The organism is Devosia sp. GW821-FHT12F11 (assembly GCF_058806655.1).
In genome coordinates this window covers 129,139-145,713 of sequence record NZ_JBXAPX010000006.1, presented here as the reverse complement: position 1 = coordinate 145,713, position 16,575 = coordinate 129,139, and the positions used below count along the sequence as shown (strand labels likewise).

General features: G+C 65.2%; 18 protein-coding genes. 12 read left to right on the top strand and 6 right to left on the bottom strand.

Features of this window, described 5'->3' with window-relative positions; translation table 11 throughout:
* The first annotated feature begins 85 nt into the window (after window positions 1-85).
* From AC1ROK_RS18315 to chrA, 5 genes are all read left to right on the top strand, one after another.
* Window positions 86-1,222, top strand: a complete 1,137-nt coding sequence (locus AC1ROK_RS18315; protein ID WP_492849529.1) for a sugar ABC transporter substrate-binding protein — start codon at window positions 86-88, stop codon at window positions 1,220-1,222.
* A gap of 80 nt (window positions 1,223-1,302) precedes the next feature.
* Entirely contained in the window at window positions 1,303-2,856 is a 1,554-nt protein-coding gene (locus AC1ROK_RS18310; RefSeq protein WP_492849527.1) for a sugar ABC transporter ATP-binding protein, read from the top strand.
* On the top strand, window positions 2,853-3,926 hold the full coding sequence (locus tag AC1ROK_RS18305) for an ABC transporter permease (protein ID WP_492849525.1): 1,074 nt from the start codon (window positions 2,853-2,855) through the stop codon (window positions 3,924-3,926). The genes AC1ROK_RS18310 and AC1ROK_RS18305 overlap by 4 nt, the downstream gene beginning before the upstream one ends.
* Window positions 3,927-3,936: 10 nt before the next feature.
* Entirely contained in the window at window positions 3,937-4,902 is a 966-nt protein-coding gene (locus tag AC1ROK_RS18300) for an ABC transporter permease (protein WP_492849523.1), read from the top strand.
* Window positions 4,903-4,975: 73 nt separating this feature from the next.
* Entirely contained in the window at window positions 4,976-6,163 is a 1,188-nt protein-coding gene (chrA, locus tag AC1ROK_RS18295) for a chromate efflux transporter (RefSeq protein ID WP_492849521.1), read from the top strand.
* Here the strand turns inward: chrA and AC1ROK_RS18290 are convergent.
* Window positions 6,160-6,555, bottom strand: a complete 396-nt coding sequence (locus tag AC1ROK_RS18290) for a RidA family protein (protein WP_492849519.1) — start codon at window positions 6,553-6,555, stop codon at window positions 6,160-6,162. The genes chrA and AC1ROK_RS18290 overlap by 4 nt on opposite strands.
* Window positions 6,556-6,831: 276 nt before the next feature.
* Here AC1ROK_RS18290 and AC1ROK_RS18285 point away from each other — a divergent pair, with 276 nt between their 5' ends.
* From AC1ROK_RS18285 to AC1ROK_RS18260, 6 genes are all read left to right on the top strand, one after another.
* Window positions 6,832-7,533: a DedA family protein gene (locus tag AC1ROK_RS18285; protein ID WP_492849517.1), complete on the top strand. Its 702-nt coding sequence runs from the start codon at window positions 6,832-6,834 to the stop codon at window positions 7,531-7,533.
* Between the two features lie 58 nt (window positions 7,534-7,591).
* Window positions 7,592-8,353 (top strand): DedA family protein, encoded by a 762-nt coding sequence (locus AC1ROK_RS18280; protein ID WP_492849515.1) that lies wholly within the window; start codon window positions 7,592-7,594, stop codon window positions 8,351-8,353.
* 58 nt (window positions 8,354-8,411) lie between these two features.
* Window positions 8,412-8,987 (top strand): tetratricopeptide repeat protein, encoded by a 576-nt coding sequence (locus AC1ROK_RS18275; protein ID WP_492849513.1) that lies wholly within the window; start codon window positions 8,412-8,414, stop codon window positions 8,985-8,987.
* A 90-nt stretch (window positions 8,988-9,077) separates the two neighbouring features.
* Entirely contained in the window at window positions 9,078-9,371 is a 294-nt protein-coding gene (locus AC1ROK_RS18270) for a GNAT family N-acetyltransferase (RefSeq protein ID WP_492849511.1), read from the top strand.
* Between the two features lie 146 nt (window positions 9,372-9,517).
* On the top strand, window positions 9,518-10,540 hold the full coding sequence (locus tag AC1ROK_RS18265) for a L,D-transpeptidase family protein (RefSeq protein ID WP_492849509.1): 1,023 nt from the start codon (window positions 9,518-9,520) through the stop codon (window positions 10,538-10,540).
* Window positions 10,541-10,589: 49 nt separating this feature from the next.
* Window positions 10,590-11,039 (top strand): DUF6841 family protein, encoded by a 450-nt coding sequence (locus AC1ROK_RS18260; RefSeq protein WP_492849507.1) that lies wholly within the window; start codon window positions 10,590-10,592, stop codon window positions 11,037-11,039.
* A gap of 136 nt (window positions 11,040-11,175) precedes the next feature.
* Here the strand turns inward: AC1ROK_RS18260 and AC1ROK_RS18255 are convergent, their stop codons facing one another.
* Both AC1ROK_RS18255 and AC1ROK_RS18250 read right to left on the bottom strand, forming a co-directional pair.
* A complete protein-coding gene (locus tag AC1ROK_RS18255; RefSeq protein WP_492849505.1) occupies window positions 11,176-11,784 on the bottom strand; it encodes an alpha/beta hydrolase in 609 nt (202 codons plus the stop codon).
* Window positions 11,781-12,725 (bottom strand): VOC family protein, encoded by a 945-nt coding sequence (locus AC1ROK_RS18250; RefSeq protein ID WP_492849503.1) that lies wholly within the window; start codon window positions 12,723-12,725, stop codon window positions 11,781-11,783. The genes AC1ROK_RS18255 and AC1ROK_RS18250 overlap by 4 nt, the downstream gene beginning before the upstream one ends.
* A gap of 252 nt (window positions 12,726-12,977) precedes the next feature.
* Between AC1ROK_RS18250 and AC1ROK_RS18245 the strand changes: the two genes are divergently transcribed.
* The gene (locus AC1ROK_RS18245; RefSeq protein ID WP_492849501.1) at window positions 12,978-13,769 is read left to right on the top strand and encodes a siderophore-interacting protein; all 792 of its coding nucleotides are present in this window, start codon (window positions 12,978-12,980) and stop codon (window positions 13,767-13,769) included.
* A 4-nt stretch (window positions 13,770-13,773) separates the two neighbouring features.
* Here the strand turns inward: AC1ROK_RS18245 and AC1ROK_RS18240 are convergent, their stop codons facing one another.
* The 3 genes from AC1ROK_RS18240 to pncB all read right to left on the bottom strand — a co-directional run bounded on the left by AC1ROK_RS18240 (window position 13,774) and on the right by pncB (window position 16,422).
* Window positions 13,774-14,088: a hypothetical protein gene (locus AC1ROK_RS18240; protein ID WP_492849499.1), complete on the bottom strand. Its 315-nt coding sequence runs from the start codon at window positions 14,086-14,088 to the stop codon at window positions 13,774-13,776.
* 191 nt (window positions 14,089-14,279) lie between these two features.
* Window positions 14,280-15,035 carry a TIM barrel protein gene (locus AC1ROK_RS18235; RefSeq protein WP_492849497.1) on the bottom strand — a complete coding sequence of 252 codons (756 nt, stop codon included), beginning with the start codon at window positions 15,033-15,035 and terminating at the stop codon, window positions 14,280-14,282.
* Window positions 15,036-15,114: 79 nt separating this feature from the next.
* Window positions 15,115-16,422 carry a nicotinate phosphoribosyltransferase gene (pncB, locus tag AC1ROK_RS18230; protein WP_492849495.1) on the bottom strand — a complete coding sequence of 436 codons (1,308 nt, stop codon included), beginning with the start codon at window positions 16,420-16,422 and terminating at the stop codon, window positions 15,115-15,117.
* Window positions 16,423-16,575 lie beyond the last annotated feature (153 nt).

Genomic DNA, 16,575 nt, shown 5'->3' with positions numbered 1-16,575 from the left:
GACGGTAGACGGCAGGGAACTGCCGGACACTGACTGACCAGCGACTGCCTAGTTGTTTCAGATCGTTCTCTGGGAGGAGAAACCTATGAACGCACTACGCATTGCCTCGGCCGCCCTTGTCGGCCTGCTTGTCTCGACCAGTCTCAGCTATGCCGGACCCAAAGTGGTCGCCGGCCCCGGCGCCGACCCCACCTGCTTTGCCCCATGGAATGCCGAGACCAAGTACTTCCAGTGGGAAGCCAAGCCCGGCCCGTACCGTATCGCCGTGGTCAACGGCTATGTCGGCAACACCTGGCGCATTCAGATGATCAAGACCGCCAAGGCCTTCGCCGAGGACCCGGCGATCAAGGACAAGATCAAGGAGTTCAAGGTCGTCTCGACCGGCACCGACGCGCCGGCCCAACTCGGCGCCATCGAGGACTTCATCAACCAGGGCTTTGACGCCATCGTCACCATCGCGGTGTCGCCGGAAGGCTTCGATCGCGTCATCCGCCTCGCCGACCGCGAGAACGTCGTGATCGTGCCGTTCGACAACATCCTCGACACCGACGCGGTGATGATGGTCAACGAAGACCAGCTGCAGATGGGCCGCGACTGGGGCAACTTCGTGCTCAAGGAGCTGGCGGCCAAGGGCAAGACCTCGGGCAAGATTCTCGAAGTCCGCGGCCTCGCCGGCAACTCGGTCGACCGCGATCGTTCGATCGGCATCCACGAGGTGTTCGACGCCACCCCCGGCCCCTGGGAAATCGTCCAGGTGGTCGGCAACTGGGATGACGGCACCGCGCAGAAGGTCACCGCCGACGCGCTCGCCGTGCACGGCACCTTCGACGGCGTCATCACCCAGGGTGGTTCGACCGGCACCGTACAGGCCTTGCTCGATGCCAAGCACCCGTTCGTACCGGTAGGCGGCGAAGCCGAGAACGGGTTCAGGAAGCTCGTCGCCAAGCACTCCGGCGAGGGTCTTGTCGGCCTCTCGATCGGCCAGTCGCCGGGCCTCGTCGCCATCTCGATGAAGGCGGCCATTTCGGCGCTCGAGGGCAAAGTGATGCCGCAGCTCATCTCGGTGCCGCTGCCATCCGTCGACTACACGGCGCTCAAGGACGGCGAGAATTTCTGGACCGACCTGCCGGACAACTTCTTCACCGTCAACGAATTCCCGCCCTGCGGCGTGAACATCTCGGGCCCGGCCATCATGGCCCAGACCGAGGAGAACGTGCAGTAGACCTCCGCACGTCAAAGGCGGTGCCGGGTCCCATCGCCCGGCACCGCTTCTCCCCTTCACTCGACGACTGAGGATTGACGATGCTGGACGGGCAGGCCGCGCGGCCATTCGCCGAACTGAGCGGCGTTTCCAAGTATTTCTCGGGCGCACGGGCGCTCGAAGGGGTCGACTTTGCGTGCCGCGAGGGCTCCATCCACGCCATCCTGGGCGAAAACGGCGCCGGCAAATCCACCCTGATCAAGATCATGGCCGGGGTGGTGCAGCCCGATAGCGGCACGCTCACCGTCGCCGGCACGCAGCACCGCTTCTCGCGCCCTTCCGAGGCAGCCAAGGCCGGCATCGTCTGCGTGTTCCAGGAGCTGTCGCTGATGCCCGACCTGTCGGTCGCCGACAACATCTCGATCTCCGATCCGCCGCGCCGCTTCGGCCTCATCGACCGCCGTGCCCAGCGCGAGCGCGCCGAGGCGCTGCTGGCCCGGATCCATTGCGAGGACGTCGATCCGCGCGCCCTGATCCGCGACCTGTCCTTGTCGCGCCGGCAAATGGTCGAGATCGCCAAGGCGCTCGGCAAGAACCCCAAACTGCTGATCCTCGACGAGGCAACTTCGGCGCTCACCAGCCGCGACGTCGAAACCGTCTACAACGTGCTTGCCGAACTGAAGGCCGAGGGCACCGGCATGCTGTTCATCTCGCATCGCATGCACGAGGTCGAGGCGCTTTGCGACACCCTCTCGGTGTTCCGCAACGGCCGCCACATCGAAACCTTCGACAAGGGCGCCCGCAGCCAGGAGGAGATCGTCAAGCTGATGATCGGCCGCGACATCGTCCACCAGTTTCCGGTGAAGCCGCCGGCGTTCAGCCGCAAGCCGCATCTCGCCGTCACCGACCTCAAATGGGAGAACCGTCTCAACGGGGTCTCGCTGTCGGTCGGCAAGGGCGAGATCGTCGGGCTGGGCGGCCTCGATGGCCAGGGCCAGAAGGAATTGCTGCTGGCGCTGTTTGGTGTCCTGCGCGGCGTCGAGGGCAAGGTCACGGTTGGCGGCGAGGGCGGCATTCCCGCCTCGCCCGCCGACGCCAAGGGCGGCCGCAGCCGCATCGCACTGGTACCCGAGGATCGGAAGACCGAGGGCCTGATGCTGCCCATGTCGATCGCCGATAACCTCTTGGTCGCCAGCTTCGACAAGGTCCGGCAGGGGCCGTTCATCGATCCCGCGAAGTCGCGGCAAGCCGTGGCCGACGCCATCGCGCAGCTGCAGATCAAGCTCAACAAGCCCGACGATCCGGTCGCCAGCCTCTCCGGCGGCAACCAGCAGAAGGTGGTGATCGCCAAGTGGCTGCTGACGAAGCCCGAGGTGATGCTGCTCAACGACCCCACCCGTGGCATCGACGTCGGCACCAAGCAGGAACTCTACCGGCTGATGCGCGAACTGGCCGACAAGGACACCGCGATCCTCTTCTACTCCACCGACTATGCCGAGCTGATCGGCTGCTGCGACCGCGTCGCCGTGATGTATGACGGCCGCATCGTCACCGAGTTCAGTGGCGAGGCCATCACCGAGGAGGCGCTGGTCGCCGCCGCGCTCAACATAACCAGGCCGGCCGATGCTCCGGCCAGAGAGGCGGTGCCCGTATGAGCGCCGTCACCGCCACCACCCCGCCGCGCGCCTCGGCGCTCGCCATGTCGATCCGCCAGAACCGCGGCTTCTATGGCGCCATCCTGCTGCTCGCCGCGCTCTACCTCGTCTACAACTTCATCCACCCGCGCGGCTTTTCCACCAACGTCTTCATCGCCAACACCAATGAATCGGTGGCGCTCGCCTTCGTTGCCATGGCGCAGGCGATGACGGTGATCGTCGGCGGCCTCGACCTGTCGGTCGGGGCGGTGATGACCCTCACCAGTTGCATCGCCAGCGAACTGGTGCGGGGCGAACCCTGGCAGATCATCCTCGGCTGCCTCGTCTCGGTGGCCGCCGGCACCGGCTTCGGCCTCGTCAACGGCCTCGTCATCGTCTACGGCCGGCTGCAGCCGATCATTGCGACGCTCGCCACCGGCGCCGTCGCCATCGGCCTTGCCCTCTTGATCCGTCCGCAACCGGGCGGCGAGGTCGATCTGGACCTCAACTGGGCCGTCACCAACTCGATCAAGGACCTCGCCGAGACCTATCACCTGTTCGAGGACGGCGAGGCCGCCTGGCTGCAGCCGATCGCCTGGGTGCCGGTGCCGCTGCTCATCCTCGTCATCATCACCGCGGCGGTGTGGATCCCGTTCCGCCGCACCGTCACCGGCCGCACCCTCTATGCCATCGGCTCGTCTGAGGGCGCCGCGTACATGTCCGGCCTGCCGATCAATCGCGCCAAGCTCTGGGCCTTCACCCTCGCCGGGTTCTTTGCCGGTTGCGCCGGGCTCTATCTCGCCATCCAGACCGGCTCGGGCAACGCCGATATCCCGCAGGCCGGCGCCTATACGCTCAACTCCATCGCCGCCGTGGTGCTGGGCGGCATCTCGCTGCTCGGCGGCGTCGGCACGGTGATCGGCGCGCTGATCGGCGCGCTGATCCTGCGCGCCATCTCGTTCTACTTCCGCATCCTGTCGATCGATCCGCTGCTGCAGCCGCTGGTCGAAGGCATCGTGCTGCTCGCCGCCGTCAGCCTCGGCGCCATCCGCACGCTGCGGGTGAAGAACCGTCTCGAACTCTTCAGGTAGGACCGGACCCATGGCCAACGACCTCACCCTGCCCCGCCTGAAATCCGACGATCTGCCGATCGTCATCTCCGCCGGCTTCGTGCTGGTGATCCTGGCGCTCGGCTCGATCTATACCGTCGCAACGCTCGGCACGATGCCGCTGCTCAGCCCCAATTACCTGCTCACCCAGCTGCAGACCGGCGCCTTCCTCGGCATCGTCGCGGCCGGGATGATGATGGTGATCCTGCTCGGTCACATCGACCTCAGCGTCCCCTGGACGATGACCGCCGCCGCCATGATGGCGACCACCGTCGGCGGCCCCGCCGCCATCCCTACCGGCCTTGCCATCGGCCTGCTGGTCGGGCTGTTCAACGGTTTTGGCGTCGCTTACCTCCGCATCCCCTCGATGATCTTCACCCTCGGCGTCGACTCCGTCATGCGCGGGCTGATGATCGCCCATACCGGCGGCTTCGCCCCGCAGGATTCGGCGACGCCGCTGATGCGCTACCTCGCCGCCGACAAGATCCTCGGCATTCCCGTCGCCATCTTCGTCTGGGCCGCCGTCTCCATCGTCATCGCCGCGATTCTGAGCCGCACCGCCTTCGGCAAGGCCATCTACGCCACCGGCAACCGCGAGGCCGCATCGTATCTCAGCGGCATCCGCACCCGCTGGGTCATCGTCGGCGCCTTCGTCATCTCCGGTCTCTGTGCCGCGCTCGCCGGCGTGCTGCTCGCCGGCTATTCCGCCAAGGCCTACCAGGGCATGGGCAATGCCTACCTGCTGCCGGCCATCGCCGCGGTGGTGATCGGCGGCACCCATATCCTCGGCGGCCGCGGCCGCTTCATCGGCACCGTGGTCGGGGTAATCCTCATCGTGCTGCTCAACTCAGTGCTGTCGATCATGCAGATGCCCGAAGCGGGCCGGCAGATCATCTATGGCCTCGTGATCATCGTCATGCTGCTGGTCTATGGACGGACGGCGAAGGTGACGAGTTGATTGTGACGCCAGTCTGGGGCACGTGGCTTCCCAACCCACCGGGGCACCCCGGCGCAGGCCGGGATGACATCGAGTGGTTGGAACCAGCACAGCAAAACAAAGCCAAGGCAGCGTCGCCGAAGTCTTCCGCGTCTTCCTGCTGCTCGGCCTCACCAGCTTCGGCGGCCCCGTGGCTCACCTCGGGTACTTCCGCACCGAGCTGGTACAGCGCCGCGCTTGGCTCGATGACGCCGCCTATGCCGATCTCGTGGCGCTCTGCCAGTTCCTCCCCGGCCCGGCCTCGAGCCAGGTCGGCATGGCCATCGGCAAGCTGCGCGCCGGCTACTGGGGCGGCATCGCAGCGTGGGTGGCTTTCACCCTGCCCTCGGTCGTGCTGCTGCTGGCCTTCGCCTATGGCGCGACTCGTCTTGCCGGACCGTTCGCCGACGGCATCCTGCATGGGCTGAAGCTGGCGGCGCTCGCGGTGGTCGCCCAGGCGGTCTGGGCCATGTCGAAGTCGCTGACCCCGGACCTCCAGCGCCGCCTCATCGCTCTCGCTGCCGCGGCGATCGCGCTGCTGCTCCCGTCCGGCCTCACCCAGCTGGCGCTGATTGCCGCCGCCGCTCTCGCCGGGTACCTCCTGGCGCCGCCTGCCGCTGCCCCGCGCCTCGCCTTGGATCGTACCAGCACCATCTTCCTCGCGCTGTTCTTCGGCCTGCTGCTCGCCCTGCCGATTCTTGCCGCTGCCGGCAATTCATGGCTGGTGGTCGCCGAGAAATTCTATCGCACCGGCTCACTGGTGTTCGGCGGCGGCCATGTCGTCCTGCCGCTGCTCGAGGCCGAGCTGGTGACGCCGGGGCTGATCGACCGCAACCTGTTCCTCGCCGGCTACGGCGCGGCGCAGGCGGTCCCCGGTCCGCTGTTCGCCTTCGCCGCCTATGCCGGCGCACTGCTGCAATCGCCGCCCAACGGCATTGCCGGCGCGCTGCTCGGGCTCGGCGCCATCTACCTGCCCTCGTTCCTCCTGGTGTTCGGCGCCCTGCCCTATTGGCAGTCGCTGCGCGCCAACCCACGCCTGCGCGCCGGGCTCGATCTTGCCAACGCCGCCGTGGTCGGCCTGCTGCTGGCGACGCTCTATGATCCGGTGTTCACCAGTGCCGTTTTCGGCCCGCTCGATCTGGCCTGGGGCATCGCCGCGTTGGTCCTGCTGCTGATCCGAACTCCGCCATGGCTGGTGGTGCTGCTGAGCGCCGCGGCCGGCGCGGGGCTGGCGCTGCTCTAAGGCCGCCGCGCGATCAGGTCGATCTCGATCAGTGCCCCCACCGCCAATGCAGTAACACCGACGGTGGTGCGGGCCGGCAGTTTTCCGGCCGCAAAGAAGCTCGGCCACATCGCGTTGAGCGCCGCATAGTCGCGCTGGAACTCGGTGAGGTAGATGCGCGCCATCGTTACGTGCTCGAGTCCCAGTCCGATGCCGCCGAGGATCAGCTTCAGGTTGTCGATCACCCGGCGCGTCTGGGCCTCGATTCCCTCCGGCAGCGGCGCGTCGGGCGCCGCCGGGTCAGTCGGCATCTGCCCGGTGATGAACACAAAGCCGTCGGCCTCGACCGCATGGCTGAATGGCGCCACCGGCTGCGGTCCGCTGGAAATCATGTGATGGATGGGCAGCGACATCGTTCATTCCTGCTGTCTTTGCTGCCCGCTCGCCCCCACGGCCCCGAGGTCAGCAATGACGCAATAGAGCGTTTTCAGGAAAAGTTGCAGACTTTTCCGGTTCGAAAGCGCGACAATATTGAAGGCCACAGCGCGTTCACGGGGAGTTCATACCCCCCTCTTCAAATAGTCGCAAAGCGGGTGCCCATGGCGGCTGGTGGCGCCCGGCCATTCATGACACGCTGCCGCGTGGGGCTTGGGGCTCCGCGCCTATTCCAGGGGAGCTTCCAGGAGCCTATGTTCGAATTTCTTCACTCCATCTCGACCTGGCTCGAGCTGTTCCTGCAGGGCATTTCCGACAATTTCTGGCTTTCGTTGCTGTTCATCTTCCTCGTCTGCATCGGCGAGGCGGTGTTCATCGTCGGCCTGCTCGTGCCGTCGCTCCCCATCCTGCTGCTGACCGGCGGCCTGATCGCCCAGGGCAGCCTGCCCTTCTGGCCGATCTTCTTTGCCGCGGTGCTCGGCGCCATCATCGGTGACGCCATTTCCTACACGGTCGGTTACCTGCTCAAGGACAAGATCCGAACGGTCTGGCCGTTCAAGAACCACCTGAAGCTGATCGAACAGGGCGAGGTGTTCTTTGCCCGTCACGGCGGCAAGGCAATTTTCATCGGCCGCTTCATCACCGGCGTCAAAGCCGTGATCCCCGGCATCGCCGGCATGATGAGCATGTCCTACCGGCACTTCTCGGTAATCAACGTCATCTCCGCCTTCGTCTGGGCGGCCGTGCATATCCTGCCCGGTGTGCTGCTCACCGGCTGGCTCAAGTCCATCGGGCTGAGCCTCGAGATGGTGATCATCGTCGGCGCGATCGTGCTGACCGTGGCCTTCCTCGTCGTCCACTTCTGGAAGCGGATCCTCCTCGCCTTCGCCCCCTTCATGGGCGAGTTCGGCCGCTCGCTGCAGGCGCGCTGGCAGAAGCCCGAGGCCGGGCACTAGAGGAACACTCTCAAGCCCCTGTCACACGCTTCTCACGTCGGCCCGCTATGGAGGGCCGATGCTCGAGATGTTCACTGCGCTGACGACCTGGCTGGAGATGGCGCTCGAAGCCATCTCGGGCAATTTCTGGCTCAGCCTGTGGTTCATCTTCCTGATCGCCGCCACCGAGGCGGTGTTCATCCTCGGCCTGTTCATTCCCTCGACCCCGGTGCTGCTGCTGGCCGGCGGGCTGATCGCTGAGGGCAAACTGCCGTTCTGGGAGATCTATCTCGCCGCGGTGCTCGGCGCCGTGGTCGGCGATGCGATCTCCTACACGCTCGGTTTCTGGCTGAAGGATCGCATCAAGACGCTTTGGCCGTTCCGCAACCACCTGCCGCTGATCGCCCGCGGCGAAGCGTTCTTTGCCCGGCACGGCGGCAAGTCGGTGTTCATCGGGCGGTTCATCCCGGGGGTGAAGGCGGTCGTCCCCGGCATCGCCGGCATGTTCGGCATGGACTACCGGCACTTCTCCGTCATCAACGTCACCTCGGCCTTCGTCTGGGCCGCGGCGCACATCCTGCCCGGCATGCTGCTGTCGGCCTGGCTGAAATCCATGGGGCTCAGCCTCGAACTGGTGATCATCGTCGGCGCACTGGTGCTGGTCGTGCTGTTCCTGCTGCTGCACTACTGGCGGTCGATCCTGCTCGCCGCCGCGCCGAGGCGGTCGCCTCCCTCCCCCTTGAGGGGAGGGATTGAGGGAGGGGGTGGTGCGGTGACCACCGATGGCCCCCCACACCCCATCCCCTCCCCTCAAGGGGGAGGGGAGCAAGGCCGGCGCTAACCGCAGCCAGCACTAACTCCCACTTGCGCCGCGCCGGCATGAGGTCGAATATCGCCTGATGCTGCGCATCCCACGTCGGCTCGCTTCGATCCTGACGCGCCTCTTCATGGGGCTCATGCTGCTGCTCGCCGCAGGCTCGGCTTTCGCCGACGACGCCGCAGATCGTGCGGCCATCGACAAGCTGTTTGCCCAGTTGCGGGTGGCGCCCGATGCCGCGACGGCGCAGGCCATCGACGCGCAGATCTGGACCTACTGGACCACGCCGTCCGACCCGATCCTCGCCGGCCGCATGCGCGAAGTGTTGACCGCCCGCGGCATGGGCGACGCGGCCGGCGCGCTGCGCCTGCTCGACAAGCTGGTCGCCGACTACCCTGATTATGCCGAAGGCTGGAACCAGCGGGCCACGATCTACTATACGCTTGGTGACTTCGAGGCTTCGATCGCCGATTGCGAGAAGGTGCTGGCCATCGAGCCCCGCCATTTCGGCGCCCTTTCCGGCCGCGCCCTGATGTACCTGCAACTGGGCAAGCGCGCCTTGGCGCTCAAGGACATGGCCGCCGCCCTGGCGGTCCATCCGTTCCTCAATGAGCGGCGTCTGTTCCCCGAACTGGGTGAGCCGATGACGCAGATCTGACCTGCCCCCGCCGCCCTTCCGCCTGCCCGCTGCCACCCCATATGACATGCATTACCGGCGCTCAGCCGCCGCCGAACTGAAAGGCCTGTTATGTCTGACGAACTCCCCGTCGCGCACGAAGAAGCCAACGGCCGCGGCCGTTACGTGGTCTATCTCCCCGACGGCTCCGAAGCCGAAATGACCTACCAGCGCCGCGACGCCAAGACCATCATCGCCGACCATACCGGCGTGCCGCCGCAGCATCGCAATCTCGGCCTGGCGCTGAAGCTGGTGGAAACCGCCATCGCCGACGCCCGCGCCACCGGCAGCAAGATCGTACCGGTCTGTTCCTACGTCGTGGCGCAGTTCCGCCGTCACCCCGAATGGGCCGACCTGCAGGCCTGACCGCGGTGAGGCCTCGGCGAGCGCTTGCCCTACCTGCTCTAGTGGTATTTTAGCCAAATACTAACCATCCCGGTGCTTGCAGAGGAGCGCTGAGGCAACCTGTAGCCCGCTGGCGCGCTTTCCTTTCTCCTAAGGAATTGGAAACCATGCGCCGCGTGCTCGCCATCCTGGCTTTTGCCCTCGTAACCACCGCTGCCTACGCGCAGCAAACGGCGACAATGCCGGTCCCGTCACTCACCGCCGAAACGGTGAACGCCGCCAACCTCTCCACTATCCCGGCCGTCTACACGCCTCCGGCCGAACCGACCGATCCCTCTGCCGCGGTCGAGCGGCATCCTGATCCGGCCGTGGTCCGCCTGCAGGTGCTGCTCGATCGCGCCGGTGCCTCGCCCGGTGTCATCGATGGCTTCGATGGCGACAATGTTCGCAAGGCCGTGCTGGCGTTCGAGCTGATGCGCAGCCTGCCGCCGGACGGGGCGCTCGACCCCGAGGTGTTGGCGGCGCTTGAAACCGGCGATCCGGTGATCGGCGACTACGCCATCATCGCCGATGACCTCAACGCCATCGGCGAACCTATCCCCAAGGACTATGCGGAACAGGCGAAGCGCAAGTTCCTCGGCTACGCCTCGATCGAGGAGTCGCTGGCCGAGCGCTTCCATATGGATATCGACCTCTTGAAAGCTCTTAACCCCGGTGCTGGCTACACTGTCGGCGAGCCGATCTATGTTGCCGCCTACGGACCCGATCTCAAAGGCGAGGTGGTGCGCATCGAGGCCGACAAGTCGCTGCGCCAGGTCCGTGCCTACGGCGCCGACGATCGCCTGATTGCCGCCTACCCCGCCACCATCGGCTCCGAGGAGAACCCCTCTCCATCAGGCACCCACATCGTCGAGGGTGTCGCCCCGATGCCGGAATACACCTACAATCCCAAGGTCAATTTCCAGCAGGGCAAGAACACCGAGGTGCTCACTATCCCGCCCGGTCCGAACGGGCCGGTCGGCTCGATGTGGATCGACCTGAGCGAGCCAACCTTCGGTATCCACGGCACGCCGGAACCGTCGCTGATCGACAAAACCGCCTCGCATGGCTGCGTGCGCTTGACCAACTGGGACGCCGATGAACTGGCAAAGATGGTGAAGGCCGGCGTACCGGTCGCCTTCGTCGGTTAAGGCAACCGATCCGCCCCCGGAGCATTGGTCAGGCAAAAGGAGAAGGCCAATGCTGAAACAGAACGCCGATCTGACGCTCTTCTTTGAGGCCTATGCCAAGCGCAGCAACGACGCGCTGCAGGATCCCCCCATCGACGATGTCGATGGCACAACAGCAAGCTTTGCGCCCTACCTGGTCGAGTCGAGCCCGCAGGGCGTCATGGGCGGCGCCAACAATGCCGAATTCAGGAAGATGATCGGCCAGGGTTTTGCCAAATACCGCGAGGTGGGCGGCACCGCCATGCGGGTCACCGGTGTCAAGGTGACCGAGCTGGATGACGTCAACGCCATGGCGACGGTCGACTGGGAGTTCGACTACAAGCGTCGCAAGGATGGCAAGGCAGGCACCGTCGGCTTCACCAACCGCTACTTCCTCAACCTCGCCGGCGATACGCCAAAAATCTTCGCCTACATCACCCCCGACGAGCAGCAGGCGATGCAAGAGCATGGGTTGATCTGACGCCAGCGCCCATCGCTGACCTTGCCGCTCGATGGTCCCCCCAACTCGGTGTCATCCCAGCTTTCGCTGGGATGACGTCCGGTGGGTGGGGCACGAGCCTAGCTTGGCGCACATACACGATGAACCACGGCGTTCCTCAGCCGAGAAAGTCCCGCACCGCGAGCAGTTCCTCGCGGCGGATTTCGTGGCCCCCCTCGTGCCAGAACAGCGTCACCTCGGCGCCCTGTTCCTTGAAATAGGTCGAGAGCAGCTCCGCCGAATGCACCGGCGCGATCGGGTCGCGCCGGCCGGCGGTGATGATGATCCGCTTGTCCTTCAGCCCCGGCTGCGGCTTCGGCGTGAACGGGATCAGCGGGTGCATCAGCACGGCCACGTCGAACTGTTCCGGCGCCTCGAACAGTACTGAGGCAAGGATGTTTGCCCCGTTGGAGTAACCCAGCCCCAGCACCTGTTTCGCGCCGGCTTTGCTCGCGCTGACGAATCCAGCGAGCTTCTTGGTCGCCCGCGCCAGGTCCGCCATGTCGTAGCGGCCCTCGCCGACGCGCCTGAAGTAGCGCAGGGCGCCGCCTTCGGAGACGTCGCCCCGCACCCCGATGCGTCGCGCGCCGGGCTTCAGCTCGGCTGCGAGGTCGGTGAACTGATGCTCGTCGCCGCCGGTGCCGTGGAAGAGGTAGAAGGCCGGCGCATCCTCGGATGCGCCGGGAATGTCTACGTTGACGTAGCTGTCGATCGCCTCGGTCATCATGCCAGCTCCTTGTCCTCGAGCGGCTGCAGCGTCTGCTCCAGCGTAGCCCTCAGATGCTCATGCTGCTTGGGCAGCTTCAGCGTCTCACCCAGATGCGCGGTGTCCTCGTCCCGGTCGAAGCCAGGCTCGTTGGTCGCGATCTCGAACAGCACGCCACCGGGCGTACGGAAGTAGATCGCCCAGAAATAGTCCCGGTCGATCACCGGCGTCACCTGATAGCCCGTGTCGAGCAGGGCCTTGCGCACTTCGAGCTGCGCCGCCCGGTTCTCCACCGCGAAGGCGATGTGGTGCACCGAACCAGCGCCCAGATCGGCTCGGTTGGCATCGGGCAGCACCTCGATATCGATGGTGTTGGCCGGGTTGCCATCCGGCCGGATCAGCCGGTGAATGTTGCCCGAGCTCTCGGCGTTCTGGTAGCCCATGAACTTCAGGAGCTCCTCGGTGGCGCCGCCATCGCGCAGCCGCATCGAGGCCGAGTGGAAGCCGCGGATCGCATGCTCGGCATCGACGCCATTGCCGGTCCACGGCAGCCTGGTATCACCAGCATTCTCGACCAGCGCCAGCGCATCGCCTTCCGGCGCCCGGAAGCTCAGGCGCTGCTCGCCAAAGCTCTCGGAGAGTTCCAGGTCGCCGACGCGATCCGCGGCGAGCCGCTCCTGCCAGTAGCCCAGCGAGCCCTGCGGCACCGAGAACACCGTGGTGCCGACCTCGCCGACGCCCGGCCGGCCGCGGGCGATATGCGGGAACGGGAAATGCGTCATCACCGTGCCGGGCGTGCCGACTTCGTCGCCGTAATAGAGGTGATAGACGTCGGGCGCGTCGAAGTTGACGGTCTGCTTCACCCGGCGCAGGCCGAGCGTCTTGGAAAAGAAGTGGTTGTTCTCGGCCGCATCGCGCGCCATCGAGGTGACATGGTGCAGGCCCTTGATCTGAGTGATCATCGCTAACTCCTTGCGTCGGCTCTTGCCGATCCCTGCGTCGGCACTTGCCGATCGCGTTCCGGTGTCGGCTGTTGCCGATCGTTGTCTGGTGTGCCGGCCCCTTGCCGGTCGCTTCGGCAGTAGAGATAGGGCACCGGCATTCACTCGAATAGCGCACCGTCTGCGCAAGGGATTGTTTGTTTGGATCGAACAATCCTGGCTTACAGGGTGTTCACTTGACCGATCGGATCGGCCTCGGTTAAAATCTTGACTATGGAAGTCATAAATAGATCGCTCGAGCGCATCCGGCTCGAAACCCGCATCCGCATCCTCGACGTCGCCTCGGTCGTCGACATCACCCCGCACATGCGCCGCATCCGGCTGACTGGCCCGGAACTCGAGGGCTTTCAGTCCCCAGGTCACGCCGACCACGTCAAGGTTTTCCTGCCTTCCGACGGCAAGCCGCTGCTCCGCCCTGAGCGTCATCCCGATGGCCTCGTCTGGCCCGATGCCACCGCAAAGCCGTTCGTGCGCGAATACACGCCGCGCTACTTCGATGCCGAAGCGCTGACCCTCGACCTCGATTTCGTGCTGCATGGCGATGGCCCGGCCTCGGGTTGGGCGGCAGCCGCCAGGCCCGGCGACCAACTGATGATCGGCGGTCCGCGCGGCACCATCCGCGTCCCCGAGGCGTTCGACTGGTACTTCATTGCCGGCGACGAAACCGCGCTGCCGGCCATCGGCCGCCGCATCGAGGAACTGCCCGCCAACAAGGCCGCTGTCGCCATCATCGAAGTGCCCGAGGCCGCTGACCAACAGCGCTTCGAGACCAGCTCTCCGGTCGAGGTCCACTGGATCCATCGCAACGGCCGCGAAGCCGGGGCTGACAACCTCATTCTGCCCGCAGTCGCCGAGATCGGCTTCCCACCCGGCGAAGGTTTCGCTTTCGTCGCCGGTGAGGCACAGATGGCCAAGGCGCTGCGCCATCACCTTGTCGCCCGCGGTTTCAACAACGACTACATCCGCGCCGCCGGCTATTGGCTGAGGGGCGAGGCCGGAGATTGACGGGCTACTGCTTGATGGTCAACCTGCCCGGGTTGCGCAGTTGCGGCCGGGTGCTTGCTGACGGTGTATCGAGCACGCAGTTGGCCGTGGCAATCTGGTAGGCCCGCACGACGCGAACCTTGCACTCGCCATAGAGCACCGATGTGAGCGGGTAGATCGCACAACCCGCATCATCGATGTTGAACTGCAGCAGCGCCTTTTGCAGGCAATCGGACTTTGCCGCGTTGTCCTTGGGAGCGGCAAGCGCCGTGCCGGCGACAAGTGTGCCGACGCAAAAAGCGAGGCTGCGGATAAGCTGGAGTCGAGTGGGAGAGCGCATCTGGACCTCCTCCTGAAGCGCTTCAGGAAAAGTTGCAGACTTTTCCGGTTCGAAAGCGCGACCAAGTCAAAGACCTGGAGCATTTCGCCGATTCAACGAAACGGTGAGATGCTCCTGAAGCACCCCGACGCTGGCACACCCCAGCTTAACTCACGCTGAGCGCACCGTCTCCGTTCCGTTCACCTGCGGCCCTACACCAGGTCGCGGAACTTCAGCGTCTCCAGCGTCGGCCCGCTCGGCTTGTACTCGAGCCCGATCAGCCCGTCATAGCCCTGCGCCTTGAGCCATTCGAGCCGCTCAGCATAGTCCATGCGGCCGCTGCCCGGCTCGCCGCGGCCCGGCGTATCGGCGAGATGCACATGCACGACGCGATCGAGCCGGCCGGCCAGCACCTCGATTTCCTCCCCCATCACCGCCGCGTGGTAGATGTCATAGAGCAGCTTGACCTCGGGGCGGCCCACCTCATCGACGATGTCGAGCCCTTCTTCGGTCGAGGTGAGGTAGTAGCCCGGATGATCCACCCGGTCGTTGAGTGGCTCCAACGCCAGCACCACGTCCGAGCCTTCGAGGATCTTCGCGGCTTCCTTCAAGACCTTGACGATCGCCGCATGCTGCGCCGCGCGCGCCATCCCCGGCTGGTTGTCACCGGCCTGTGCGATGATCACCCTGGCGCCCAGTTGCAACGCCGCCGCCAGCGATGTGCGCACCCCCTCGAGGAACCACTGGTGCGATTCCGGATTGGTCAGCGGCGCGATCGGCTCACAGAGAATCCCTGCCAGCGTCAGGCCCGTCTCGTCGAGCGCCAGCTTGATGGTGTCGCAATTCTTGTTGGAGAAACGCCAGAACTCGACGGCGTCGAGCCCCGCGGCCCTGGCCGCGCGGACCCGGTTGGCAACGTCAGGTTCTTCGGTGGCGAACAGCCACTCGATGCAGGCGGAGTAACGCATAAGACCTCAGATAACTAAGCGGATCGGGGAAAGCTGTGAGACTCTTCCGGTTCGATGCCGCGACGAAAAACAGCGTCTGTCAGACGGTGACTTTGTGGGAGACCCGGCCCTTGTCGCCGAAGATCCTGATGTAGCGGCGGATCTCCGCCGCGTCGCCGGTAGCCTTCTCCGGATTGTCCGACAGCTTCACCGCGGGACGACCATCCGCCTCGCTCACCTTGCACACCAGCGAGATCGGCTCAAGTTGCGGGTTGGGCCACGGCGAACAGCCCGAGAAATCATTGGTGAGGTTGGTGCCCCAGCCGAAGGCCATGCGCACCCGGCCATGGAAGTGGTGATAAGCCTCTTCGATCATGTCGACGTCGAGCCCATCGGAGAAGATCAGCAGCTTGTCGCGTGGGTCGCGACCGCGCTCCTTCCACCATTTGATGATCCTCTCGCCGCCCTCGATCGCCGGTGCGCTGTCCGGCCGGAAGCCGGTCCAGTCCGCCACCCAGTCGGGCGCATGCCGGAGGAACGCGTCGGTACCGAAGGCATCGGGCAGGACGATCTTGAGATTGCCGCCATAATAGCTCTCCCAGTCCTGCAGCACTTGGTAAGGCGCCTGTTTCAGCGCCTCCTCGTTCGGCGCGATCGCCGCCAGCACCATTGGCAGCTCGTGTGCATTGGTGCCGAGCGCCTCGAGATCATTGTCCATGGCCAGCAGGACGTTCGACGTGCCGGTGAAGACTTCGAGCCCCAGCCCCTCCTTCAGTGCCTCGACACACCAGCGCTGCCACAGGAACGAGTGCCGGCGACGGGTACCGAAATCCGAGATGCGGAGCTCCGGGAGCAGCTTCAGCCGCTCCACCTTCTCCCACATCTTGGCCTTGGCCCGGGCATAGACCACGTCGAGCGCGAACGGCCCATAGGCCTTCAGCGCCGCGCGACTGCGCAGCTCGTTGATGATGGCGAGCGCCGGGATCTCCCACATCGTGGTCTCGACCCACTTGCCGTGGAAGGTCAGCTCAAACTGCCCGTCGCGCTTTTCGAGGTGGTAATCCGGCAGGCGGAAGCCCTCGAGCCAACGCAGGAACTCGGGCGAGAAGATCTGCTTCGAACCGTAAAAACTGTTACCCGCCAGCCAGATCATCTCCTTCTTGCCGAAGCGGAGCGTCCGAGCGTGGTCGAGTTGCGCGCGCAGTTCGCCCTCGTCGATGTCGTCGGCGAGACGGACCGAGGTCTTGCGGTTGATCAGCGAGAAGGTGGCGTCGACCTTGGGGTAAAGCCCCCAGATCATCTGCAGCATCAATAGCTTGTAGAAGTCCGTATCGAGCAGGCTCCTGACGATCGGATCGAGCTTCCAGGTATGGTTGTAGACCCGTCGGGCAATGTCGGTCTTCGGCATCACGCTTCCCTTCACTCGCCCGACACGTCTAGAGCGCTTTCAGGAAAAGTTGCAGACTTTTCCGGTTCGAAAGTGCGACCAGGCTAAGGACCTGGAAATGCTCTAGGCGGATCGGAGCGAAAAGAAAAGAGCACTCCATCGCCAAATGACGAT